Source organism: Paractinoplanes pyxinae, from assembly GCF_026626335.1.
Taxonomy (GTDB): domain Bacteria; phylum Actinomycetota; class Actinomycetes; order Mycobacteriales; family Micromonosporaceae; genus Actinoplanes; species Actinoplanes pyxinae.
In genome coordinates, this window is record NZ_JAPNTZ010000009.1 from 322948 (window position 1) to 346763 (window position 23816).

The 23816-nt window shown below is 67.6% G+C and carries 19 protein-coding genes and 2 pseudogenes; 4 read left to right on the plus strand and 17 right to left on the minus strand.

Annotation, left to right across the window (positions count from 1 at the left end):
* Window positions 1-25 precede the first annotated feature (25 nt).
* Both OWR29_RS26565 and OWR29_RS26570 read left to right on the plus strand, forming a co-directional pair.
* Window positions 26-2704, plus strand: a complete 2679-nt coding sequence (locus OWR29_RS26565) for a tetratricopeptide repeat protein (RefSeq protein ID WP_267565969.1) — start codon at window positions 26-28, stop codon at window positions 2702-2704.
* 595 nt (window positions 2705-3299) lie between these two features.
* Window positions 3300-4036, plus strand: a pseudogene (locus OWR29_RS26570) (IS3 family transposase); the annotation flags it as partial.
* A 626-nt stretch (window positions 4037-4662) separates the two neighbouring features.
* On the opposite strand, the gene OWR29_RS26575 reads toward OWR29_RS26570, so the two are convergent.
* The 17 genes and pseudogenes from OWR29_RS26575 to OWR29_RS26650 all read right to left on the minus strand — a co-directional run bounded on the left by OWR29_RS26575 (window position 4663) and on the right by OWR29_RS26650 (window position 20446).
* Window positions 4663-5607, minus strand: coding sequence for a hypothetical protein (locus tag OWR29_RS26575; protein WP_267565970.1), 945 nt, complete (start codon window positions 5605-5607; stop codon window positions 4663-4665).
* A 90-nt stretch (window positions 5608-5697) separates the two neighbouring features.
* Window positions 5698-5892, minus strand: a pseudogene (locus tag OWR29_RS48170) (helix-turn-helix domain-containing protein); the annotation flags it as partial.
* 797 nt (window positions 5893-6689) lie between these two features.
* Complete coding sequence (locus tag OWR29_RS26580) at window positions 6690-7217, minus strand: AAA family ATPase (RefSeq protein ID WP_267565971.1); 528 nt, start codon at window positions 7215-7217, stop codon at window positions 6690-6692.
* A gap of 252 nt (window positions 7218-7469) precedes the next feature.
* Window positions 7470-7673, minus strand: coding sequence for a helix-turn-helix transcriptional regulator (locus OWR29_RS26585; RefSeq protein WP_267565972.1), 204 nt, complete (start codon window positions 7671-7673; stop codon window positions 7470-7472).
* A 245-nt stretch (window positions 7674-7918) separates the two neighbouring features.
* Window positions 7919-9022 (minus strand): tyrosine-type recombinase/integrase, encoded by a 1104-nt coding sequence (locus OWR29_RS26590; RefSeq protein ID WP_267565973.1) that lies wholly within the window; start codon window positions 9020-9022, stop codon window positions 7919-7921.
* Between the two features lie 382 nt (window positions 9023-9404).
* The gene (locus tag OWR29_RS26595) at window positions 9405-10034 is read right to left on the minus strand and encodes a class F sortase (protein WP_267565974.1); all 630 of its coding nucleotides are present in this window, start codon (window positions 10032-10034) and stop codon (window positions 9405-9407) included.
* Window positions 10031-10183, minus strand: coding sequence for a GVDTG sorting domain-containing protein (locus OWR29_RS48400; protein ID WP_498371636.1), 153 nt, complete (start codon window positions 10181-10183; stop codon window positions 10031-10033). The genes OWR29_RS26595 and OWR29_RS48400 overlap by 4 nt, the downstream gene beginning before the upstream one ends.
* A 671-nt stretch (window positions 10184-10854) precedes the next feature.
* A complete protein-coding gene (locus OWR29_RS26605; protein ID WP_267565976.1) occupies window positions 10855-12351 on the minus strand; it encodes a serine/threonine-protein kinase in 1497 nt (498 codons plus the stop codon).
* A 42-nt stretch (window positions 12352-12393) separates the two neighbouring features.
* Window positions 12394-13866 (minus strand): sulfite oxidase, encoded by a 1473-nt coding sequence (locus OWR29_RS26610; RefSeq protein WP_267565977.1) that lies wholly within the window; start codon window positions 13864-13866, stop codon window positions 12394-12396.
* Complete coding sequence (locus OWR29_RS26615; protein ID WP_267565978.1) at window positions 13866-14510, minus strand: fasciclin domain-containing protein; 645 nt, start codon at window positions 14508-14510, stop codon at window positions 13866-13868. The genes OWR29_RS26610 and OWR29_RS26615 overlap by 1 nt, the downstream gene beginning before the upstream one ends.
* Before the next feature lie 72 nt (window positions 14511-14582).
* Window positions 14583-15320: an anti-sigma factor gene (locus OWR29_RS26620; protein WP_267565979.1), complete on the minus strand. Its 738-nt coding sequence runs from the start codon at window positions 15318-15320 to the stop codon at window positions 14583-14585.
* Window positions 15317-15931, minus strand: coding sequence for a sigma-70 family RNA polymerase sigma factor (locus OWR29_RS26625; RefSeq protein ID WP_267565980.1), 615 nt, complete (start codon window positions 15929-15931; stop codon window positions 15317-15319). Before OWR29_RS26625 ends, OWR29_RS26620 begins: the two co-directional genes overlap by 4 nt.
* A 134-nt stretch (window positions 15932-16065) precedes the next feature.
* A complete protein-coding gene (locus OWR29_RS26630; RefSeq protein WP_267565981.1) occupies window positions 16066-17313 on the minus strand; it encodes an Nramp family divalent metal transporter in 1248 nt (415 codons plus the stop codon).
* A gap of 79 nt (window positions 17314-17392) precedes the next feature.
* Window positions 17393-18334 (minus strand): ferritin-like domain-containing protein, encoded by a 942-nt coding sequence (locus OWR29_RS26635; RefSeq protein ID WP_267565982.1) that lies wholly within the window; start codon window positions 18332-18334, stop codon window positions 17393-17395.
* Between the two features lie 566 nt (window positions 18335-18900).
* Window positions 18901-19053, minus strand: coding sequence for a hypothetical protein (locus OWR29_RS26640; protein ID WP_267565983.1), 153 nt, complete (start codon window positions 19051-19053; stop codon window positions 18901-18903).
* Window positions 19054-19257: 204 nt separating this feature from the next.
* Complete coding sequence (locus OWR29_RS26645) at window positions 19258-20085, minus strand: site-specific integrase (RefSeq protein ID WP_267565984.1); 828 nt, start codon at window positions 20083-20085, stop codon at window positions 19258-19260.
* A 46-nt stretch (window positions 20086-20131) separates the two neighbouring features.
* Complete coding sequence (locus OWR29_RS26650) at window positions 20132-20446, minus strand: hypothetical protein (RefSeq protein WP_267565985.1); 315 nt, start codon at window positions 20444-20446, stop codon at window positions 20132-20134.
* Between the two features lie 93 nt (window positions 20447-20539).
* Between OWR29_RS26650 and OWR29_RS26655 the strand changes: the two genes are divergently transcribed.
* Both OWR29_RS26655 and OWR29_RS26660 read left to right on the plus strand, forming a co-directional pair.
* On the plus strand, window positions 20540-23029 hold the full coding sequence (locus tag OWR29_RS26655; protein WP_267565986.1) for a molybdopterin oxidoreductase family protein: 2490 nt from the start codon (window positions 20540-20542) through the stop codon (window positions 23027-23029).
* Window positions 23029-23499, plus strand: coding sequence for a hypothetical protein (locus OWR29_RS26660; RefSeq protein ID WP_267565987.1), 471 nt, complete (start codon window positions 23029-23031; stop codon window positions 23497-23499). Before OWR29_RS26655 ends, OWR29_RS26660 begins: the two co-directional genes overlap by 1 nt.
* The last annotated feature ends 317 nt before the right edge of the window (window positions 23500-23816 follow it).

The window sequence follows — 23816 nt, forward strand, 5'->3', positions numbered from 1 at the left end:
CAACGCCGGGCATCCTGGTTCTGCGATGAATGCCGACGAGTTCCGTTCGAACAGGCGCCCGGCCGCAGAACGCGGAGTGCCGGTGCGCCGCCCGCGCAAGGTTGCCCGGCCGGCGCTACCGGCCGGGCCTGGCCGGGATCTTCGCGACAGCCTGTACACGCTCTACGAAGCGGCCGGATGCCCGACCATGCAGGACATCGCTGCGCGAATCACCGCAGACGACCGGCTCGACGGCTGCCCCGCGAAAGACAAGATCAACCGGATGATCCGTACGGGTGAGTGCTCGACGAAAGACGACTCTCTCGCCGTCGCGATGACACTGGCCCGTCTCGCCGGGCAGGACGTCCACCTAGTCGCCACACGTTTCACCCAGCTGTGGACATCAGTGACCACGGGTCAGCCGATAACGCCCGAGCCATCGCGGCTGGGCTCGCCAGTCAGCCAATGCGACCCTTTCCTGCTCGGCGTGCACCACCCCATCGACTCCGTGTCGTCCGGCCGACGCCTCGAGCGCCTGCCCTCCTACAGGCAGCGTCCCGTGGACACCACCATCAGGGAGGCCTCCACATCGGTTCTGGCAGGTGAGTCCCGGTTGGTGACCCTGGTCGGCGGCCCCGCGACCGGCAAGAGCCGCGCCTGCTGGGAACTGGTACGAAAGATCGACGCTGAGCAACCGGGCCGATGGCGCATCTGGCATCCCTACGACCCGACACGGCCGCAAGCAGCGATCACTGCACTCGACCAGGTCGGGCCCCACACCATCGTCTGGCTAAACGATGCCCACCACTACCTCGACACCGGCGCCAGCCCGCTCGGGGAACAGATCGCTGCCCGCCTGCGCACGCTGCTGCACGACCCCGGGCGACGGCCGATCCTAGTCCTGGCCACCGCGTGGCCGCACTACTGGTCACAGTTCACTACGGCTGCGCGTCCCGGACAACCGGACCCGCACGCGCAGGTTCGCGACCTGCTCACCGGGACGGCGATCTTCATGCCTGCCACCTTCAGCGCACGCCAGCTTGCTGAACTTGCCGGCAGTGATATCGATCCACGGCTACGGGAGGCGGCCCGGCGCGCTGAGAACGGCCGCATCGTCCAGTATTTGGCTGGCGCTCCCGCCCTCGACGCCCACTACCGCGCCGCTCCACCAGCCGCCCGTGCGGTCCTCGAGGCCGCCATGGACGCCCGCAGACTGGGTTATCCTGTCGGGCTGAGCCGAGCACTACTCAAGGGCGCGGCACCCGGATATCTCGACGATCACGACTGGGACGCGCTGGCCGACGACTGGCTCGATCATGCCTTGGCCTATACCGCCATACCGTGCAATGGAACCCGCGGGCCGCTGACCGCCATCCGTCCCCGGCCACAGGAATTGACGACCATCGACCTCGAACGGCGCTACCGGTTGGCAGACTCGCTCGAACACACCGCCCGCCTCGAACGCGCCGCCATATACCCGCCCGAAACCCTATGGGCGGCATTGGCCGCCAACGTCACGGATCCTGCCCTACTGCGTCACCTCGGCGAACAGGCCTGGCGAAGGCTCCGCTTCCAGCAGGCGATCCAGTTCTACAACCTCGCCGCCGGTCTGGGCGAGCCCCGGGCGGTGACCGACCTTGCCACCGTCCTCCACCATGCCGGCGACAAGGCGGGTGCCGAGAGACTCCTGCTGCAGGCCGCCGACGGTGGCGACGATGCGGCGCTGCAAGTTCTCGCCAGCCGACGAGAACAAGCCAAGGATCCTGCCGGTGCTGAGACAATACTGCTCAGGGCCGCTGAGGGTGGCAGCAACGATGCGCTGCTGTCCGCCGCCGACCTGCGCCGCACCGCGGGGGACCTCCTCGGCGCCCAGATTCTCTGCCGGCGAGCTGTCGACCGTGGCAGCACCGACGCGATGGTCGCTCTCGCCGGCATCCGCGAGCGTCTCGGTGACAGCCTCGGGGCCGACAGGCTCCTTCGACAGGCCGTTGACAACGGCGACCCGATGGCACTGCAGTGGCTCTTCCAGCGGCGTATCAACGCGCACGACATTGCCGGAGCCGAACAGCTTTGTCACGCCGCCATCGATCTCGAGATGCCCGAAGCGTGGCTGTTGCTGGCCGAGCTCCGACAGCAGCAAGGTGATCTTGCAGGTGCGATCGCTCAGCTCGAAGCTGCTGCCGACCGAAGGATCACCAACGCGGTGATGGCCCTGGCCAAGCTCACCGAGAATGGGGGTGACCCCGAGGCCGCCGAAGTCCTGTACCGCCAGGCAGCTGAACTCGGCAACGCTCGAGCCTGGAGCGAACTGGCGTACCGGCGCGATCGAGCGAATGACCAAGCCGGCGCTGAGGCCGTCTGCCGCGAGGCTGCCGAGCACGGCGTGACTCGACCGCTGCTCTGGCTGGCGTCCTTGCACGAAAAGTCGAGAGACATCGCCGGCGCCGAAGCGCTGTATCAGCTCGCCGCTGATCACGGCGACAATGACGCATTGCTTGACCTGGCCTCGCTGCGTGCGGACTCCGCAGGTCCGGCCGGCGCCGAGGCAACATACCGCCAAGCCGCCAACCGCGGCGACCTGGCCGCACTGATCGGATGGCACGAACTACTGCAGCAGACTGGCCACAAGAAGTTGGCTCGGCAATTGGAACGCTACGGGCTCACACCCGAAGGCGACATCGCGTCGACTCTCCATTACCGAACCGGAGACGTTGCGATGCACTGATGCACGCCCCGCAAGGGACCCAGCCACAACAATGCGGAATATCCTCGCTCGGTGAACTTTGGTCCGCGGTGGCCAAGTCGTGCTGAGACTGCCGAACCAAGCTGTCCGGCCGATCCGGGCCACCATCACCAGGCGTAGACCAGCCAGACCGAACCGACCCAGGCCTTTGGTGCGCGGACGCGACCGGCGGTCCGGACGGTGAGGATCCACGCCCTGACCGCCGGGGAAATGCGGGAGGCTGCTGCCGGTCTGGCGCCGGGAGAGGCTGCTGGCCGATAGCGAGCGATTGGTGGGGGGTATCCGAAAATGTTTACGGCACGGGCGAATCTGGCCGACTCGTACCAGCGGGCCGGTCGTGCGGGAGGCGATCGTGCTGCACCAGCGATTGGTCGCTGATCATGAGTGGTAGTTGGATGTAGGCCGTCTGGATTCGCCGTTAGCTCAAGCGAATCTTGACACTCCTATCGGCATATGGCCCTGCAAAAAGGATAAACCTGAACGCCCCGGGTTTTGACATCGGCCTGATCTCTTGGAGGATCGAGTCATGTCACGCCCTTCGCCATACCCCGCGGAACTCCGTGAGCGGGCGGTGTGAATGGTCGCCGAGGTTCGGCCGAGTTACGCCTCGGAGCACGCCGCGATCGCCGCAGCCGCCCGGAAACTGGGAATCTGTACCGCGGAGACGCTGCGTAAATGGGTTCGTTAGGACTAGATCAACACCGGCGGCCGGGCCGGGACCGCGACCGACGAGGCGGCCGAGCTGAAAGGGCTGCGTCAGGAGAACGCCGAACTGCGCCGGGCGAACGAGGTCTTGGAGTCGGCGTCGGCTTTCTTCGCGGCCGAGCTCGACCGGCCACCGCGACGGCCGTGACCTTCATCGACAAGCACAGGCAGGATTTCGGCGTCGAGCCGATCTGCCGGACGCTGACAGCGTCCGGGTGGCCGATCGCGGCCAGCACGTATCGGGCCGCCGTGCGTCGGCTGCCCTCGGCCTGGGCCCGCCGCGACGCCTGCCTGACCGAACAGATCCGCCGGGTCCACGCCGACAACTACAGCGTCTAGGGCGCCCGCAAAGTCCGGCTGGCCTTGAACCGTGACGGCATCGAGGTAGCCCGGTGCACCATCGAACGGCTCATGCGCCACGCCGGCCTGTGCGGGGTGATGCGCGGCAAGACGCGCCGGACCACGATCGCCGACGAACGCGCTGGCCGCCCGGCGGACCTGGTCGGGCGACGGTTCACCGCCGACCATCCGAACCGATTGCGGGTCGCGGACTTCACCTACGTGCCGACCTGGACCGGCCCCGCCTACGTCGCGTTCGTCATCGATGCCACCCACGCACCTGGACCACCAGGTAATATTACGGTCGCTGGAGCCCGCTCACGCTACGTGCAAGCGCTCATGAGACCACTCGGGCACGAGTGCGCAGATCTGCCGAGAACAGTGCGTTCAGCCCTGCGGCAGATCGCCCGGATTGCAACAGAAGAGGAGGACCTGCATTCATTTAGTTCTTTCCTTTCTAGCCCTCCTAACAGTCAAGCCTATTACCGTCATTGCTGCGGCAAATAGCGTACCGATTGTAGTCAACGCTACCGGTAGGACCAAGGCCAAAAGTTTAGGATCTGCTGGGTCTGACAAGGCCGCCGCTCCCCATGCCGCAGCTCCGACGAGCAACGCGACGGTGCTGACACAAAATATGAGGGTAGCGCGTACCACTCCAAGCGCAGGGTCCATTTCTGGATCACTATTCGCATGGTTGGTCAGTCGACCGAGACGTCGACTTGGCATTCGCCTTGCGCCCGAAGAAGTTGAGGATTCTCTCGCTTGGTTCATATGATTCATGCCCGTCGTCCCTTACTCCGTGAGCGTGTATCGCGTGGGCTCTACTACACTGCTCCACGTCTAGTCCGACGATAACCGGACAGCGGCACGACGCTGGTGCCAGCTGGCACCAGTACCTACTCGACACTCAACCCGAGCCGTTCACATAAGGCAAGAATTCGGCGGCGATCACTGAATTTCCCGTGCTCGGCTAAGCTTCGAGCGGTCTCGCGGACTATCGGAGATGAGCGCGTTCTGAGTGGCGCGATACGCTCAGCGGACAAGAGCATCATAAGGGAATCGGAACTACGGCCGACCCGGGCCATAGCCTTGCCGAGATCCTGGTAGAAGCCGCCCTTCCAATTCATGGACTGGATCGCGTCTGGTGTGGTCTCGAGGGCAAGCCGGACCGCTCTATGTTCTTGCTCCCCGTCGGCGTACGCCGATATACGCCAAAATTTAACATTGGTGGGGCCGAAGTGCAGCGGTACGACGAGCTCGCCGGTCCTGCTGCGCAGTCCGGTCTCTCCTGTTAACTTCGCCACGCGCTCGGCCTCCCGAATTAGCTCCTCGGAATCTTCGCTCCGGCCTACGGCAATGTAGCCGTACGCCGTCGTGAGGAGGAGTTGTCCGTATGCTTCATAGCCTCCAAGACTATCGAGATGGTTTCCCGCCTCGGCCAAGTGATTAGCCGCCAGGGTTGCGCCTCTTGCATAAGTTCCGCAAGCGAAAGCGGCATAGGCGCGGTCGTGCCCGGCTATCGTCAGAAGAACAGGATCCTCCAACTGTTCTGCCGCACGCCTACATCGCTCCGCGGCAAGCCACGTCTCAGCCGGCCTCCCGATTGAGCGGAGAGTTAGCAGAGCCATGTGCGTAGCGCGCACTGTTAGCCTTAACGCCTCCTCGCGGTCGTTGGAATTTGCCATAGCATGCAATGCTCGAAGCACGCCTGGGAGGCGTTGGCCAAGACCGATATAGTCGCACTTGTCATGGAAGAGATTGATTAACAGCTCAGTCTCAGCGCGAAGATGGTCAATCGGCGAAATGCTAGTGACCGGATCGTCGTCTAGGTCGGTTTCCACAAGCGCTTGAACGATGGCCTGCGAATATCCTTGTGCGCGCGCGGTGAGTGGGTCACTAGGCTGAGCAGGCTGCCCTGTCAGTTCCGCGATAGGAATCTCGAGCGCACGTGCGATCTCCGCTATGATGAATCGATTGTCAGCCGATCGTTCCCCGCGCTCAATCCGTGACCAGGTGGTGTGGGAAACCCCGGCCCGATCGGCAGCCTGCCGTATAGACCATCCGCGCACTTTCCGGCGCATTCGCATTACGTCTCCAACACGCAGGTCCGGGGCCTTTATGCGCATGCGCGGTTCCTCTCTGGTCAGGAGTAGGCGACTCCAGTGGAGAGCTCAGCGTAATCATCCGCGTGCGTAGAGTGCCCCCGCCTGTCGTCGTCTATAGCGCATGCCAGCCAAAAGGACATGCTCAGCGACGTCATGGCCTTGGAAGTTGCCAGCAAGAGCTTGAGCAGTCACTGATTGGAACTCTGTGCATGCTGCATTGATCTGCCGCCGTCCGTGCGCGGTGGGCGTCTGCCCGTAAACCCACGTCAAGTAGCCTCTTGCGGTGGCCGAGCCTGGCGTCCTGTACATATCCCAACTCTCCGCTGAGGTTTCGTGGTGTACCTCGGCCCCACGTAGAGTGGCCCCGACGTCACGATGGTCCACGCCGGAGATACCGAACCTCTGTGCGATCGCCTGTGGCAGGGACACCCCGGCGTTATCTCCGAGCCGGTGCCACAGCACGTCCTAGTTACCTGGGTCGGGCTCGAGGAAGCGGTCGCAAGTTTCGACGTCGGATTCAGTTGCGACGACCAGGGCTTTGACTGCGGTCTGGGCGTCCTCTCCGCCCAAGATTACGAGATGCGGCGCACTCGGATATTGGATGGCAAACCACCGATAGGCTGACGGATCTCTTTGCGCGGTGTGCGTCGCACTCATCTCATCTGCCACGGAGAAACGCATGCCCCGCTCGCTGGGCAGTGACGGTGCGCTGTGGGCGTGTCCGAACGAGTACTACATCGCCGCTCGGTGTGCGTTGCACCGTCGCCGGCATTTGACCGGGGGGGGGTATTCTGCGCTTGCGGTCGAAGAGAGATCGGTCAAAGAGCACCGATCGTGGCTTCGATTGCAGTCGCGATCTGTTCTGCGGCCATTTCCTCAGAGTTGAACGCGTGGTCGGCCGGGATCGCTGGTAGCAGGTCGCGGAAACGGCGGTGCGCGGCGTGATGAAAATCTGGCTCGCGTGACAGCCCGCGACTTGGGTCAGCCTGCGCACGCGCGAACGTGACCGCTACCGTTGCGTCGATGACAGCCCATAGCGCTACTGCATCGTCCGGAAGGGCGCAGGTGAGGGCCGCCTGTTCTTCTTCGGTGTAAATCGGTCCGACGACCACGACGTAGTCGACCCCCGAGCGCATCCATTGGCCGACGAGTGCGCCATGAGCCTCGTGGGCGGCGAACCACAGTCCGGCCTGGGCAGCGCCGGGCGTCGATACCATCGCCGCGACATCATCGACATCTGCAACGACGACGGTCTTGCCGCGATCGGTCAAGCGTTTGGCCAGCGCGTCGGCGACGGTGTTCTTGCCGGCGGCGATCGGGCCTGTGAGGACTACCAGTAGAGGCATCGTCCAAATCTGCCTGACTACCGGCACGACCGCCAATTCCCGGGCGCTGCAGGATTATCTCGCCTGTCCCTCCTCGGCCCATCGACATCCGGATCTGCCGCCGATAATGCGCGTTTGTCTTGGCTGGGACCCTATTGACGTAATGCGTGGTGCACTATGAGTTCCAGTTTCAGGGTTCCACGGGGGCGCCGCCCGTCGTCGGCGAGGCCCGCCATCACGCCGCGTGCGGCTGCCGACCGGTGTTCGCCGGCGTCAGCTGTCGAGGTCGTCCTGGTGCGGGCGGCGTGATTTGATCCATGTCTCGACGTCCTCGGCGCGCCAAACCTTGCCGGCCTGTAGCTCGGCCACCGGTGTCGGGAAGTCGGCGCGTTGGGTGAGCTGGTAGGTGCGCTGGCGGGAGATCCCGCCGAGGCGTACCCGGATCTCGTGGGCGCCCATGAGGTTCAGCTTCGCCATGCGAGTGACTATAGACCTACGACAAGCTGTGTCCCGCGACGCGCGGGCAGTTAGCGGGCGTGGTCAGTGCACCGTCTCGATGAGAGCGTGCGGGACCGAGCCTACGGATCAGAAGGTTAGGGGTTCGAGTCCCTTCGGGCGCACAGCAATTCGAGAGGCCTCAACTGCGGAAACGCGGTTCGGGCCTCTCGCGTTTCCAGCCCTTTGTGGAGGTTGGGTGGCGTGTGGGTGGCACATGGGTGTCGTCACTTTCCGCGACGATACGGGTGTTTACGGGCTCGTGACCTGCGACGTCGGCTCTTCTGACCGGGCTTATCCGCTGGGGTGGTTTGTTTTTCGGCGCGCCCCGTCGGCCGGTTCTTCGCCGCTTTCTGTTTGATCCGTTGGCGTGTGTGGCGGTCGGCGGCCAGCACCAGGGCGGCGGTGGCGTCGGCGCAGCGGCGTTGCGCGTCGGGCAGGACGCTGGTGTAGGTGTCGGCGGTGACCACGATGCTGGAGTGCCCGAGCAGGTCCTGCAGGGTCTTGAGGTCGGCGCCGGCCTCGTGGGCGAGCGACGCGGCGCCGTGCCGCAGGTCGTGTAGCCGCACCGGGGGCAGCCCGGCCCGGTCGGTGAGTTTGCGGAACCGGGTGGTGGCGTAGTTCGGGTTGATCGGCTGGCCGTCCTTGCGAGTGAATACATATCCGGAGTCGTTCCACTGGGCTTTAGTGGCGTGCCGGCGGTCGCGGCGCTGGAGTTGCCGGCGGCGGTGCTCGCGCAGGATCGCCACGGTGTGTTTGTCCAGGGCGACGGCCCGCCGGCCGGCGGCGGTCTTCGGGTCGCCCTCGACGACCTCGTGGCCGGCGGTGGTGCGCTGCCGCTCGACGAACAGCAGCCCGCGGTCGAGGTCGACGGCCGCCCAGCGCAGGCCGCAGAGCTCGCCGCGGCGGAGCCCGCGCAGGGCGGCGAGCCACCAGAACGCGAACAGCGAGTCCTCGACCACCCCGCCCAGGAAGGTGGAGAGCTGCTGGGCGGTCCACACCGCGACCGGCGGGTGCTCGCCGGTCAGCTTCCACTGCTCGACCCGCCCGTCGGTCCAGACCTGGGCGTGCGGTTTGCGGTAGCCCGCGATCTCGATGTGCCGGGCCGGGTTGGACTCGATCAGTTCTTCCCGCACGGCGAGGTTCAACGCTGCCCGCAGGGTGGTGCGTAGGTGGTTGAGCGCTGACGCAGACTGGGGCAGGCCTTTGGCGTTGGTGGTCTGGGCGATCTTGGCGAATACCGCCCGCAGCAGCGGGCCGTCGAGTTCGGTGAGCCGGTAGGTGCCGAGGCGGGGGATGAGGATCAGTTCACCGACGGGGAAGCGGGGCAACTGACCGCGGCGTCACTGTCACCATCGCCACCACCGGGGCCGCTGCCCGCCGTACCCCTCTGCCTCACCCTGTGCGACCTCGCTCTGGACGCCGACAACGACGGCTACACCATCGCCCGCCGGCTACACCGCAGCCGCATCCACCGCCACGCCCGCCTGATCGCCGTCCCCGGATTCGCCGCGGAAACCGACCTCACCCGCAGCCGTGCCGCCGGCTTCGACGCCCACCTACCCAAACCCCTCGACCTCGACCAACTTTCTCGCCACCTGGACGCACAGCTGGGGACACGGCCCTGGCCGCCGGAAAGTTACGGATCAGAACGTTAGGGGTCGAGTCCCTTCGAATGCACAGATCCACATGACTCCGGACAGGGCGGCGGGGCTAGTCCGCGGTGCGGAGTTCGGCGTAGGCGACGATGTTGTCGATGTAGTGGCCGGTGCGGTTGTCGAAGTCGCCGCCGCAGGTGATCAGGCGCAGGCCGGCGTGGTCGATGGTGCCGTAGACCGCGTCGGCCGGGAACTTGTTCTTGGCGTAGCGGTCGACCCGGGTGACGGCAAAGACGGCGGTGACGCCGTCCTGCCGGGTGACGTCGATCTGATCGCCGGCGCGCAACGTGGACAGGCGGGCGAACGTGCCGTCGGCGCCCTGGTAGTCGACGTGGCCGGCGAGCACGGCCGGACCGAGCGAGCCGGGGGTGGGCGCTCTGGTGTACCAGCCGACGGTGCGGGCGTCGGTCGGCACCTGCATAGAGCCGTCGGGGTTCTGGCCGAGACCGATCACCGCCTCGTCGACGCTGAGCGCCGGAATCCGCACCCGGGTCGGGAAGGAGGTGGGCAGAAGCGTCCCCCGGGTGAGAACGTCGCTGCCGGACCGGGTGGGCGCGGCGGGGTGGGCGACAGGCGGCGGTGCACTTCGAGGTGATTCGGCCGCGGGCTGGTCGTGCCGGCCGACGGCAATCGCTACCGCACCGGCGATCGCCAGAACCGCAGCGACGGAGCGGGCTCGCTTCATCGCTGGGCGCGGCTCAGCACGTACGTGCGACGACGGGCGAATACGAGAAGGCCGAGCGCCGCGAGTAGCGCGAGTCCGCCGGTGCCGTACCAGACGGCGGCTTGGTTCCGGGTGGTGCCGTCGCCGGTGGCGACGCCGCCGACCGGCACCGAGCCTGCGGGGCGCCGGAGACCATGCCGCAGGTGGCGGGGTCGGTGGCCTCCTCGGGGATGCCGCTGAGTCCGGCCGACTGGGCCAGCGTGGATTCGCCGAGGCCGTCGAGGTCGTACTTGTTGTTGCCGTTGGCGTCGACGCCGTGCTGGACGATGTGCAGGTCCTTGAGGTGTTCGATGGTGCCCTTCGGCAGGTCGGCGGACGCGATGGTCCGGTCGTACGCCAGGTTGCCTTTTGCGTCGGCGGTGGGCATGCGGTCGACGGCGAGGCCGCTGGCCTTGGCCGTGTCGCCCTTGGTGGTCAGCGCGACGAAGATGTCGCCGTAGGAGGGCATGCCTTCCTCAGTGCTGACGTAGCCGTTGCCGTTGGTGTCGGCCGACATGTCGGGGCAGTGGAAGTCCATCCCGGTGGCCGAGCCGTGCAGGTGCTGGGCGTGCGGCGAGTTCGGCACCAGGCCGGCCGAGCGGATGCTGATCTTCAGGTCGCCGTTGTTGAGGGCGGTCAGCGTGGCGTTACCGCTCGCCCCGGTGTTGTTGAGCTCGAGCAGCTTGACGTGCACGCTCTCGTCGGCCAGGGCCGCGGTCGGGGTGGCCAGCACCATGGCGGCCACGGCGGAAACGGCGAACAGCGTTCGGCGAAACTTCATGGGTTGCCTTTCGGGGGGCGGTCAGCGAGCGGAGGCAAACAAGTTCACGAGCTGCTTCTGTACGGGTAGTGCCTGCTTCCAATCCGCGTCGGCGGTCGTCCAGCGCAGCAGGTAGGAGCGGTCGTTCGACGTGGCGATCAGGATCCGCCGTTCGTGCAGCGTGGTGTCCGAGTCGGGGCGCCAGGTGTACTCCCAGTCGGCGCCGCCGCGCTGGAGCAGCAGGACGCCCATGCTGATCCGCGCGTATCCGGGCAGACCGCCGTCCTTCTCGCGGGCCTGCCAGTAGGCGAGGGGCTGCTGGGTCCGCACCGGCGACTGGGTCACCTTGAACGCCCGCCGTCCGGCCGGGTCCCCGAAGCAGACGTCGTTGCCGCTGGTGGAGCGCTGCCAGCCGGCGGGTACGGCCAAGGTGAACCCGGCCGGGTCGCGGGTCCAGATCCACCGGGCGGGCAGGTCGGTCGGCACGTTGGTGCTCGCGGCGGTGATGGGCCGGCGGTCGGCGCCGAGGCCGCACAGGTCGCCGGGCCGGTAGATGTGCGTCGGAGCGGGGGCGGCCGATTCCAGGGCGGCGGGCGTCGCCTGATGTGATCGGGCGGCGTAGGCGCCGCCACCGGTGATCAACAGCGCCAGCGAGAGGCCGGTGACCAGAGCGACCCGCGGGCGGCGTCGTCGTGCGGTAACGGTGGCGATGCCCCGGGCGACCGGAGCGAAGGGCCGGCCGTTGCGGTGGCCGGCAATCGTCTCCAGCCAGGCGGTTGTCTGCTCGGCATCCGGGCGGCGCTGCGGGTTCTTGTCGAGTAGGGCCAACAGCAGGGGCGTCAGAGCGCCGGCCCGGCGTGGCGGGTCAGGGTTGTCGTTCAGCAAGGCCTGGATGGACGCCTCGACGTTGTCGCGGGCGAACGGGGGTCGTCCCTCGACCGCGGTGTAGAGGGTGGCTCCCAGCGACCACAGGTCGGCCGGGGCGCCGGTCTCGGCCGAGCGCAGCCGTTCCGGGGCGACATAGTGTGGCGAGCCCAGCAGCGGATCGGGCGCGCCGGATTCCCGGTCGCCAATGATGGCCAGGCCGAAATCCGTGAGCACGACCCGGCCGTCGGCGCCGAGCAGGACGTTGCCCGGTTTGACGTCGCGGTGCAGTACTCCGCCGGCATGTGCGCTGCGCAGGGCGGAGAGCACACGAAGGCCGAGTCGGGCGACCTCTCGGAGGGCGAGCGGCCCGTCGGCTCGGATCACTTCCTGCAGCGAGCGACCGTTGATGTACTCCATGACCAGCCAGGAGTGGTCCTGCTGCCAGACGACGTCATGGACGGTGATGACGCCGGGGTGGTCCAGGCGGGCGGCCGCGCGGGCTTCGCGCATGGTCTGGGTGGCCAGCAGGGCGGTGGAGGCAACGGTGATCTCTTTGACCGCTACTACCCGTTGGAGCAGTTCGTCTTGTGCTCGCCAGACCCGGCCCATGCCACCCGAGCCGATCAGCTCGAGCAGGCGGTAGCGGCCGCCTACCACCTGTTGTGTTGTCATGACCGGGATTCGGAGCCGATCATGGTGCGGATGGGCCGGGATTCACTCGACGGTGACGGTGATGGTGTGCCGGCCGGTCGCTCCGCTGGGGAAGGGGGTGGCTCGAGCCTCGGTCTGCACCTGGCCGGTGCTGTCGGTGGCGCGGACCGACAGGGAGTGTGGTCCGGCGGTGGCGTTCCAGGTCCAGCGCCACTGCACCCAGGTGTCGGTCGACGGGACGGGCAGCAGTTCGGCCGCCTGCCACGTGCCGCCGTCGACGCTGATCTCGACCTTGGTGATGCCGCGGCGCTGGGCCCAGGCCACGCCGGCCACGGTCACCGGGCCGGCGGCGGGGCGGGCGAACGGACGTGGTTTGTCGATGCGGGAGGCGGTCTTGACCGTGCCGGGTCGGGCCCAGCCGCGTTCGACCCAGTACGCGTCGAACTTGGCGAACGTGGTCAGCTCGAGTTCGGTGACCCATTTGCAGGCGCCGGCGTAGCCGTACAGGCCGGGGGTCAGCATGCGTACGGGAAAGCCGTGCTCGGGTCGTAGCGGCTCGCCGTTCATGGCGACCGCGAGCATGGTGTCGCGGCCGTCGAGGGCGGTCGCGACGGGGGTGCCGATGGTCATGCCCTCGACCGACCGGGCGACGATCTGGTCGGCCTCCGGGCGCAGTCCGGCCTCGCGGAGCAGCGGGGCCAGCGGGACGCCGAGCCAGCGGGCGGTGCCGATGTAGGGGCCGCCGACCTCGTTGGAGACGCAGTTGAGGGTAATGTCGCGCTCGATGAGCGGCCGCCGCAGCAGGTCGTCCAGCGAGAGCTTCAGTTCGGTGCCGACCATGCCGTGGATGCGCAGCGTCCAGGTGTCGGGGTCGACGCGGGGGACGGTCAGCGCGGTGTCGACCCGGTAGAAGTCGGCGCTCGGGGTGGTGAAGCCAGGCGCGATGCCGGTCGGCACGGGTTTCGCCGGGGAGCTTGGTGCGGGCAGTGCCAGATCGGTGCGTACGCGGCCAACCGTTCGGGTGAGGAGTTGGGCTCCCGCTTCGGCCAGCACGGCTGCGCCGCCGACGAGAACCACGCCGCGCAGGAAGGCCCGCCGGTTGCCCGTGGGCTGGTCGACGGTCCGCAGCAGCCACCACAGCGTCGCTCCGGCGATCGCGGCCGCCAGCAGGGACGGCACCGGGGAGAAGGCCGAGGCGGTGGGCCGGGTCAACGCGGCGGTGGCGCCGGCCGCGCCGAGGACGACGGTGCCGATCGGGACCAGGATCCGGCGACGGCGGCCGAGGACACCGAGGGCCGCGGCGAACAGGGCGAGCACCAGGCCGACCGAACCGAGCAGCACCGGCTTGTCGTTGGTACCGAGTTCCCGTACGGCAAATTCTTTGACCGGGGTCGGGGTGGCGTCGATGATCGCGCCGCCAACCGCGATCAGGGGGGCCGCGTCGGGCCGGGTCGTGGCGGCGAACAGTTCCGCGACCGCGATCCCGAGCCCGGCGGCGAGTACCCCTGCGGCGGCGTCGCGCAGCAGGTCGCGCATCAGCTCTTCGGCATGAGGACGGAGTCGATGATGTAGACGTTGGCGTTCGCGGTCTGGACGTTGCCGCAGATGACCGAGGCGCTGCCGTCGACCTTGAAGTCCTCGCCCGAGCCCATGACGCTCAGGTCCTTGCCCTCGAGGGTCTTGTGGGTGCCGGACAGGTCGGCCGGGGTCAGCTTTCCGGGTACGACGTGGTAGGTCAGGATGTCGGTCAGCGTCTTCTTGTCGGCCAGCACCTTCTTGAGGTCGGCCGCCGGGATCTTGTTGAAGGCGTCGTTGGTCGGTGCGAAGACGGTGATGCCGTCGGCCGAGTTGAGCGAGTCGACCAGCCCGGCCTGCTTGACCGCGGAGACCAGGGTCGACAGCAGCGGGTTGCCCGACGCGGCGGTGGCCACGGGCTCCTGGGCCATGGCCTGGAAGCTGCCCTTGTTCGACGGGTCCGTGGGCACGGCGGCACAGCCGGCGCCGAAGTTCTCCATGGTCATGGCTGGGGCGGCGCTGGACTCCATCGGGGCGGCGCTGGTCATGGTCGGTGCGGCTGCCGGCGTGCTGGAGCCGCTGTCGGAGTCGTCGCTGCCGCATGCGGCCAGCGAGATCGAGAACAGCGTGGCGGCGGTCAGGGCGGTGATCTTGGTGGCGCGCATGAAGTCTTTCCTCCTGTTTTGGGTGGCTTTGACATTGATTCGGAACGGTCCTCAGCCAGGATGGGTCGGGTCTCAGATCAATTTCACGAGCGCCTCGAGTGGCGCCGTCGGAGTGGCCGAACCCGGTGCGGGCTCGAGCGTGACGCCCACCTCGGACGAGCTCGGCAGGCCGTCGACGATCTGCACGATTACGGACTGTCCCTCGTGCAGGGCGCCGGCCGAGGACGGAGTGCCGCCGCGGATGGTCCAGAGCTGGTACACCCGTCCGTCCGCCGGGGCGTCACTCGCGGCCAGCATGATCACACCAGCGTCACGCAGCCGCGAACTCGCTACCGTGACCCGGCCGCCGCTGGTGAGCGGCTGCTCGCGCACGACCAGGTCCGGTGCGGCGAGTACGGCACGCGTTCGGGCCTCACTGGCCTGTGCAGCCTCGGTGAGCTGACGCTGCTGATCGACCCGATGGTCCTGCACCGCGTAGACCACCGAGCCGGTGCCGGCTGCCGCGACCAGCGCCGCCGCTGCCGCGATCAGCCGCATCCGGCGCGACGGTCCGGTTGCGCTCGGCCGGGCGGCCGGCTCGGGCGGCAGCTGCCGGGTATTCGCGATGCCGGCCATCACGGTCTCGCGCAGTTGAGGTGGGGGCACCGACCAGGCGCCGTCGGCCAGGCGTGCCGCGACTTCTCTGAGTTCGGCGATCTCGGCCCGGCAGTCGTGACAGTCACGCAGGTGCCGGTCGACCGCGGCGCGTTCGAGGTCGTCGATCGCATCCAGCGCGTACGCACCGATCAAGGAATGCACGTCGGCGCTCATGCCGCCGCCCCTACGGCGAGGCAGTCGCGCAGCCGGGCCAGTCCGTCGCGCATCCTCGATTTGATCGTCGGCAGCGGGGTCCGGAGCAAGTCGGCAACTTGTGGGTAGGTGTTGCCCTGGTAGTAGGCGAGAATGACCGCCTGGCGTTGAAGCTCGGTCAGTTCGTCCAGGCAGTGCCGTACCTGCTGCCGTTCGAGACGCGCGGCGACCTCGTCGGTCACCGAATCGAACGGCATGTCGATCGTGGCCGCGCCCACCCGCGCCGTCCGGTCGGCCGCCGATTGTTCCGCTCGGACCCGGTCGACCGCCCGTCGGTGCGCGATGGTGAAAATCCAGGCGGTCGCCGAGCCTTTGCCCGGGTCGAACCGGGTTGCCGACCGCCACACTTCCAGGAGGACTTCTTGGGCGACCTCCTCGGACTGTGCCGGGTCGCGCAGCACACGCCGGATCAGACCGTAGACCCGCGGTGCCACCAAGTCGTACAACTTGCCGAAGGCTTTTTCATCGCCCCGGGAGACGTCCAGCAGCAGTGCCGCCGCGTCGGGTGCCGGATCTGGCCCGGGCACCGATGTGAGGTGCTCGGCCCGGCGGCTGATGTCTCGTTCGCCCATATTCGTGCCCTTCGTGCGGAGCCTCCGCTCAGGCCATGATTCGGCGCACGAGCGGCTCCGGATGGGGGTCAGCGGCTCTGGAAGTCGACGACCGCGGCCGACGTCGCAGCAGGCCTGCGGCTATGGCGGCTCCTTCAAAGGAGTTGCTGGGCGAGCAGCAGGATGTTGAGTCCGCTGAGAACGGCTACGACCGCGGTCATGGCGACCACGGTGAACCGGCTGTTGACGTGTTCACCCATAAGGCTGCGGCGGCTGGTCAGCACCAGCAGACCGACCAGTGCGAACGGGATGCCGAAGGACAGGACGACCTGACTGAGCACCAATGCCTGTGTGGGGTCGACCCCAGAGCAGAGCAGAACCACCGCCGGGGCCATCGTGACCGAACGCCGGACCGCCAGCGGAATGCGCGTACGCAGGAACCCGTCCATTACCATCTGACCGGCCGCGGTGCCGACGCTGGAGGACGCGATGCCGGAGGCGAGCAGAGCTGCGGCGAAGGCGAGCGCGGCACCGCCGCCGACCAGTCGGTCGAGGCCGATGTGCACCGCGTCGAGGGTGATGGCCGGGGTGCCCGGGCCGCGGTGGAATAGTTTGGCCGCGATGGCCAGCATGCTGAGGTTGACCAGGCCGGCGATGCTCATGGCGACGGCGATGTCGACCCGTTCGAGGCGCAGCAGCTTTCGCTTCTCGGCGGCTGTGCGGCCCTCTGCGCGGCCGCGCATCAAGCCCGAATGCAGGTAGATGGCGTGCGGCATGACGGTGGCGCCGATGATGCCGACCGCGAGCAGCAGGACGTTGTCGCCGCCGATGTTCGGGAGCAGGCCGGTGAGGCTGCCCGAGGCGGAGGGCGGGACGCGTACCGCCAGGTAGAGGAAGCCGGCACAGATCATGGCGAGCATGGCGCCGATCGCCAGTTCGAACGGCCGGTATCCGCGGCGCTGCAACGCGAGCAGGGCGAATGAGATGACCGCGGTGATCGCGGCGGCCAGCGGCATCGGGATGCCGAACAGCAGATAGAGCCCGATGGCGGCGCCGACGAATTCGGCCAGGTCGGTGGCCATGGCGACGATCTCGGCCTGTCCCCACATCACCCAGGAGCGGGGTCCGGGAAAGGCGTCGCGGAAGACGTGCGGCAGGCTGCGCCCGGTGGCCACGCCGAGCTTGGCCGACATGTACTGGATGGGCATCGCGACGAGGTTGGCCAGGACGACGACCCAGACAAGTTGGTAGCCGGTGCTGGCGCCGCCGGCGAAGTTCGTGGCGAAGTTGCCCGGGTCGACGTAGGCGATAGCCGCGACGAACGCGGGGCCGAGCACGGTGGCGGCACGCAGCCGGACCGGGCGGGCGCCGCGGCGTTCGAGCGTCGGTACGGCGTACGCCATTGGTGGTGTTTGAGCCATCTGCGGTTTTCTTCCTCGGGGTTCACGGGCCCGCCGTCGCGGCGGGCCCGTCCGGCACGGCTCAGGAACTGGTGTTCAGCTCACCGTTGACACCCCAGGGGTAGAAGCCGCCCTTGGTGGTCTTGTTCGGGTTGAGGTAGACGATGTTCAGCACCCGGTCGTAGGAACGGCTGAAGTTGATGCCGTTCTTGTCGGTCGGGTTGATGTTGGCGTTCTTGTCGCGGACGATCGCCTGGTCCTCGTCGCCGTACCCGTCGAGCATGTTGCGAGCCGCGGACAGCTTCACGACCTGCGGCGCCAAGTCCTTCTCGAACAGCGAGGACCGGATCGTCGCTGCGTGGTACGCCTCGGCCGACAGGATGCCGGCGGCTGCCTCGAGGTAGGTCTTGTTGGTGATCAGCGGGGCGGCGCCCTTGTACGCGGTCACGCCGACGTCCTCGAACAGGAACGCGGCCAGCAGGAAGTTGTTCTCGTTGGCGTACGGGTCGAACACGGCATTCGGGCCGATCAGCTTGGCCGCCCGGGCGGCGGCCGTGAAGCTGTCACGGATGTTGATGGCCGGTCGCGACACGGCGGCGGAACCGAGCGCTCCGCGCAGGAACTTCACGTGGGCCAGTTCATCGGCCGCGATCTCGGTGGCGTACTGGCGGATGCGGCTGGTCTTGAACGGCACCTTCTTGCCGCCGGTGACCCCGCCCCGGCGTCCGGTGCCCGTGGTCAGGCCGTCGGCGAGACCGTGCCCGTGCACGGCGAACGAGTAGAACTCAGCCTCGAGGTACTCGAGGTTAAGAGCGAAATTGAGGACGGCGCCGTCACTCGGAGCGGCCTCCGCGCCGACGGTGCCGGCCATGTCCGAGTCGGCGAGAGCCGCGCTGGAACCCAGCGCACCGGCTCCGACGACGCCGAGCCCGAGCGCGCCGGCGCTCTGCAGGAAACGCCGCCGGTCGGTGGCGTTCTCCGAACTGCGGGCGATCATCTGCCCGACAAGCTTCTTTCCGAACACGTGGTACTCCTCGATGCTGGTTGCGGCGCGCCCGCGTGCGGCGGGCGTGAGGGGTGGCTCGTTCGCCGTCGTCATCAGGGCATGGCTCCGCCAAAGCAGTGGTCCTGATGAGTGGAGCGGAGACCGTGATCTGCCGCTCTGAGCGATGAGGCCGCGCGGGATCCCCGCTCTTCCCGGCCAGGAAGAGCGGCTGTCCGCGTGAGGTGAGGTGCAGTTGCCGCCGGTCCGAGTGAGGACCGGGCTTAGGCGTCGCGGGAACTCCGATCGTCAGCGATGCGCTTGCACCCACGTCTGAAAGTACGAGCACGCAAACCACTTGTCAGCCGGAAACTAAGATTGCTGAGCAGAAGCTGAGAGATTCGGCGAACGGCTGGCCACGGGCTTGGGCGGGGGCCCTTGGACGTCCCGCTCACCGCTCCCGCTCGAGCCATCTGCGGATCGCCGTGCGGAGGACAGCCCTATCCCTCCGTGATGTACGGGATGGAGCCGGTCTGGTTCTTCTCGATGACCTCGGTTGCGGCCTGGATCAGCGAAAAGCCAGCGCCGGTTGCTCGAGTGCGCAGGGCCTAATAGGCGTGCTCTGTGTCTGTTTCGCCGGTGGATGTCAGGGCGCTGATGGCGCGCCGGATCATGGTGCGCAGTGCGACTGCTGCACTCAGTCCTGCGGCCAGGTCGCGGCCGCCGGCGTCGAGGGCGCCATGATGCCAGTGTCCGGTCATCTCGGGGTCGTAGGCGTCCCAGACCGCGTCGGCGAGTGCCGAGAGAGCACCTGTTCGCCGCTACGGATCAGAAGGTTAGGGGTTCGAGTCCCTTCGGGCGCACAAGCTCATTAAGGGTCTGAGCTGCAGAAATGCGGTTCGGGCCCTTCATGCTGTCCGGCCTGTATGGACGGTGGGTGTCGTGTGGGTGCCTCATGGGTGTCGTCACTTTCCGTGACGGCCGGTGTGTTGACGGCGTCGTGACCTGCGATTCTGCTTGGTTCGGGTGGGCTGTTGTCCTGGGGTTGTTTGTTTTTCGTCGCGTCCGCCGGGCCGGTTCTTCGCCGCCTTCTCCTTGATCCGCTTGCGCGTGTGCCGGGCCGCCGCGAGGACCAGGTCGGCGGTGGCGTCGGCGCAGCGTCGCTGGGAGTCGGGCAGGACGCTGGTGTAGGTGTCGGCGGTGACGACGATGCTGGAATGCCCGAGCAGGTCCTGAAGGGTCTTCAGGTCGGCGCCGGCCTCGTGGGCCAGCGACGCGGCGCCATGGCGGAGGTCGTGCAATCGGACGGGTGGCAGACCGGCGCGTTCGGTGAGTTTGCGGAATCGGGTGGTGGCGTAGTTCGGGTTGATCGGTTCGCCGTTCTTGCGGGTGAACACGTAGCCGGAGTCGGTCCAGGTCATGTTGGCGGTGTGCCGGCGGTCGAGTTGGCGGCGGCGGTGCTCGCGCAGGACCTGCACGGTGCGTTTGTCCAGGGCGACGGCGCGGCGGCCGGCGGCGGTCTTGGGGTCGCCTTCGACGATTTCGTGGCCGGCGGTGGTGTGGTTGCGTTCGACGAACAGCAGCCCGCGGTCGAGGTCCACGGCCGCCCAGCGCAACATCGTTGTCCCGGGTGACGCTGACCGTGTCGGCGTCCCTTCCGCCGAATCGCTCACGTCTGGCCCCTGCACTCTCGAGGACAGACGTGAGGGGACATGCTGAATGTACGGGTTGATCGTGCCGGAACCGCTGACCGCGCGGATGCTGTAGTTGCTCAAGGGCGAGGATTCGATCACCCTTCTGGTGGTGTCGGCGGGCGCAGCGGTGTCACCGGCCGGGGATCTAATCGAGTTCGACGTCGTTCCCGAAGGTGCCAGCCGGGTGGTGGACGATCCGCTCGATCTTGGTGTTGACCGCGAAGGCGCCGATTGTGGTCGAACGTGTCGAGGTCACGATGGTGGCGGCGGACCGAGTCGAGCACGGGTGCCTGGCCGGGGCGTCGACGCGGTGGTCTGGCGCGAGATCGCACACCAGGCCGGCGAGGAAACCGCGAGCGGTGCCTCCGGAGGCGTCGGATCGCGCCCCTCCAGCTCGCCCGTACCCACGGTCTGCCGAAGTCGTCGGATCGTCGATTCGCTGTTCGGATTTCGGATTCATTCGGGTCATCGGGGTAACCGCCCCTGGATCGGGGCCGGGATCCGCTGGACCGCGTGTCGGGCGAAAGCCGAACGAGAGACGGGGAAGGCCGACATGAGTGATCGAATCGCCGACATCTGGGGTGCCCGAACCCCGCACGGGCGGGGGACTGTCTGGCCGGCTCGGGTGGATCTGCACTTGGCGGACGGGCTGGGGGAGTGGGAGGTCGATCGGTGGGTGCAGAGCGCTTGTTTGTTGTGCAGCAACGGTTGTGGTTGTGACATCGCGGTCAAGGACGGCCGGATGGTCGGGGTGCGCGGCCGGGCCACTGATGTGGTCAATCACGGCCGGATGGGCCCGAAGGGCCTGTACGGCAGCACCCCGTGGGCGCGGTCCGCTGATCGGCTCACCCGCCCGCTGGTCCGCGATAACGGCCGGCTGGTCGAGACGGACTGGGACACGGCGATGGGCCGGGTGGTCGAGGTGTCGCGGCGTTTGCTTGCTGAGAAGGGTCCGTTGTCGCACGGCTTCTATACCAGCGGGCAGCTGTTCCTTGAGGAGTACTACGCCCTCGCCATGATCGGGAAAGCGGGTGTCGGGACGCCGCATATGGACGGCAATACCCGGTTGTGCACGGCGACGGCGGCGGCCGCGTTCAAGGAGTCGTTCGGCGCCGACGGGCAGCCCGGTTCGTACACCGATATCGAATACTGCGACGCGATCTTCTTGTACGGGCACAACATGGCCGAGACCCAGACGGTGCTGTGGATGCGCATCCTGGACCGTACCCGCTCGGCCGACCCGCCGGTGATCGTCTGTGTCGACCCGCGTCGTACCCCGGTCGCGCAGGAGGCCGAACGCACCGGCGGCGTGCACCTGGCGCCGAGGGTCGGCACGAATCTGGCGTTGATGAACGGCCTGACCCGGGAGTTGTTCGTCAACGGCTGGATCGATGAGGCCTGGGTGCAGGCGCACACGCTGGGCGTGGACGACCTGCGGACCAGTGTCGAGCGCTACCATCCGGATGAGGTCGGACGGATCTGCGGTATCGACCCGGACGATCTGCGGCGCGCGGCGAGGATCTTCGGCGAAAGTGAGCGAGTCCTTTCGACTGTTCTGCAGGGCTTCTACCAGTCGCATCAGGCGACCGCGGCAGCCGTCGCGGTGCACAACCTGCACCTGCTGCGCGGCCTGATCGGCCAAGTCGGTTCGGGGATCCTGCAGATGAACGGTCAGCCGACCGCGCAGAACAACCGTGAGTGCGGCGCGGACGGTGACCTGACCGGTTTCCGGAACTGGGACAACGAACAGCACGTGCGGGAACTCGCCGACCTGTGGAACGTCGATCCGCTGACCATCCCGCACTGGGCGCCCCCGACTAACGCCATGCAGATCTTCGGTTACGCCGAGGAAGGCTCGATCGGCCTGCTGTGGATCTCGGCGACGAACCCGGCCGTGTCGATGCCGGAATCGGCCCGGATCCGGCGCATCCTCGGCGGCGATCAATGCTTCGTCGTCGTGCAGGACCTGTTCCTCACCGAGACCGCCCAGCTCGCTGACGTGGTGTTACCGGCGGCGGGCTGGGGTGAGAAGAGCGGGACGTTCACCAACGTCAACCGGACCGTGCACTTGTCGGAGAAGGCCGTCGACCCGCCCGGTGAGGCGAAGAGCGACCTCGACATCCTTCTCCTGTATGCCGCGGCGATGGACTTCCGAGACCTGGACGGGGCGCCGCTGATCGGCTGGTCCACCCCGGAGGAGGCGTTCGACGCCTGGCGGGAGACGACCCGTGGGCGGCCGGTCGACTACACCGGCCTGTCGTATGCGAAGCTGCGCGGCCCGACCGGCATCCCGTGGCCTGTCAACGACGGCGCCCCTGAGGGCACCGACCGGCTGTACGCCGACGCGGTGTTCCCGACCGCCACCGACTACTGCGAGACCTACGGCCATGACCTGCTCACCGGCGCCGCGGTCACCGAACAGGAACACCGGGCGATGCGCCCGGACGGCCGGGCGTTTCTCAAGGCAGCCGCCTACACGCCGGCGCACGAGGAACCCGGCGACGACTACCCGCTGCTCTACACCACCGGCCGGACCGTCTACCAGTTCCACACCCGTACCAAGACCGGCCGCTCCCGATCCCTGAACCGCGCCGCCCCCGACGCGTGGGTCGAACTTTCCGTGCCCGACGCCGAACGCCTCGGCATCACCGAGGGTGACGTGGTCCGGGTGGAGTCGCCGCGCGGCGCCATCGAGGTCCGGGCCCGGGTCGGCCACGTCATGGCGGGGGCGGTATTCGCGCCGTTCCACTACGGCTCCTGGGATCCGACCGGCGCGAACTGCGACGGCCGGCAGGCGAACGAACTGACCATGACGGTCTGGGACCCGGTGTCCAAACAGCCGTACTTCAAAACCGCCGCCTGCCGGGTCGTCAAGGTCCGTGACGGCGACGGCCCCGCACCCGCTCCCACCACCGCTGCTTCCGCCTCGGCCTCGCCCGGCGTGCCGGCCACCGGTGGAGGTGCGGCCACCGTCAGCCGGGTCGTGGACACGCCGGTCTACCCGAACGACCCCGCGCAGACCGTCCCCGCCGGAGGTGCCTGATGCATCTGGTGACCTACATCGGCCTCGTGCACCGCGCCGAGCAGACCCTGGCCGACTCGTTCCGCGTCGTCGGGCAGGGACACGCAAAGGAACCGGACGTCCTTTTCACCTGCCAGGCCCTGGCGCAAATGAGCGACGAACACGTACGCCGGCTGATCCCGATCATCGACCGGTACGGCGAACAGGGCCACGGCGACGACGTCGAAGAACCTGAACGGCTGCACGCCTCCGGCCTGGCCGAGGTGCGCTCCGGGCCGGTCGGTCTGCTACGCGACCTGCAGGATCTGCACGTGCTCGGCACCCTGGTCCAGACCACGTGGACGGTGATCATCCAGGCGGCGCAGGGCCTGCGTGACCATGACCTGCTGAAGGTGGCCCGCGACGCTGGTGGCGAGACTGCACGGCAGTTGTCCTGGCTCAACACCCGTATGAAGGCCGCCGCGCCGCAAGCGCTCATTGTGGCGCGGTGACCGGCCTGGCCAGCCGTCGCCGGATGATGCACGCGTTCGTGGGTAGCGCCGGCACCGTCTCTGTGTAAGGGGGTGGCCCGGTGCGGGAAGGGATCGGTTGCGGCCGGTGGTGGTCGTACTATTCGGCGAAGGGATTCGGCAGGGCCTGCGAGCCCTGCGAGATGCCGTAGGTGCGGGGTCTCGCCCTGCGACGCACCGGTCAGGACGGCAGTGATGACGAGTCGACGTGTGCACGCCACGCCTCGCAGCCAGCCGAGTCCAACGGTCATCGGTTGATGTGGGCTGTGTCGGTAGGCGATGGCAATGGGATGCCGGCA

Bases quoted from the DNA above. Each gene is read 5' to 3' on its own strand.
- OWR29_RS26565 (WP_267565969.1), top strand. From the start codon at position 26: ATGAATGCCGACGAGTTCCGTTCGAACAGGCGCCCGGCCGCAGAACGC.
- OWR29_RS26580 (WP_267565971.1), bottom strand. From the start codon at position 7,217: ATGCCTCTACTGGTAGTCCTCACAGGCCCGATCGCCGCCGGCAAGAAC.
- OWR29_RS26585 (WP_267565972.1), bottom strand. From the start codon at position 7,673: ATGGCGAAGCTGAACCTCATGGGCGCCCACGAGATCCGGGTACGCCTC.
- OWR29_RS26595 (WP_267565974.1), bottom strand. From the start codon at position 10,034: ATGAAGCGAGCCCGCTCCGTCGCTGCGGTTCTGGCGATCGCCGGTGCG.
- OWR29_RS26605 (WP_267565976.1), bottom strand. From the start codon at position 12,351: ATGACAACACAACAGGTGGTAGGCGGCCGCTACCGCCTGCTCGAGCTG.
- OWR29_RS26610 (WP_267565977.1), bottom strand. From the start codon at position 13,866: ATGCGCGACCTGCTGCGCGACGCCGCCGCAGGGGTACTCGCCGCCGGG.
- OWR29_RS26615 (WP_267565978.1), bottom strand. From the start codon at position 14,510: ATGCGCGCCACCAAGATCACCGCCCTGACCGCCGCCACGCTGTTCTCG.
- OWR29_RS26620 (WP_267565979.1), bottom strand. From the start codon at position 15,320: ATGAGCGCCGACGTGCATTCCTTGATCGGTGCGTACGCGCTGGATGCG.
- OWR29_RS26625 (WP_267565980.1), bottom strand. From the start codon at position 15,931: ATGGGCGAACGAGACATCAGCCGCCGGGCCGAGCACCTCACATCGGTG.
- OWR29_RS26630 (WP_267565981.1), bottom strand. From the start codon at position 17,313: ATGGCGTACGCCGTACCGACGCTCGAACGCCGCGGCGCCCGCCCGGTC.
- OWR29_RS26640 (WP_267565983.1), bottom strand. From the start codon at position 19,053: ATGACCGGACACTGGCATCATGGCGCCCTCGACGCCGGCGGCCGCGAC.
- OWR29_RS26650 (WP_267565985.1), bottom strand. From the start codon at position 20,446: ATGAATCCGAAATCCGAACAGCGAATCGACGATCCGACGACTTCGGCA.
- OWR29_RS26655 (WP_267565986.1), top strand. From the start codon at position 20,540: ATGAGTGATCGAATCGCCGACATCTGGGGTGCCCGAACCCCGCACGGG.
- OWR29_RS26660 (WP_267565987.1), top strand. From the start codon at position 23,029: ATGCATCTGGTGACCTACATCGGCCTCGTGCACCGCGCCGAGCAGACC.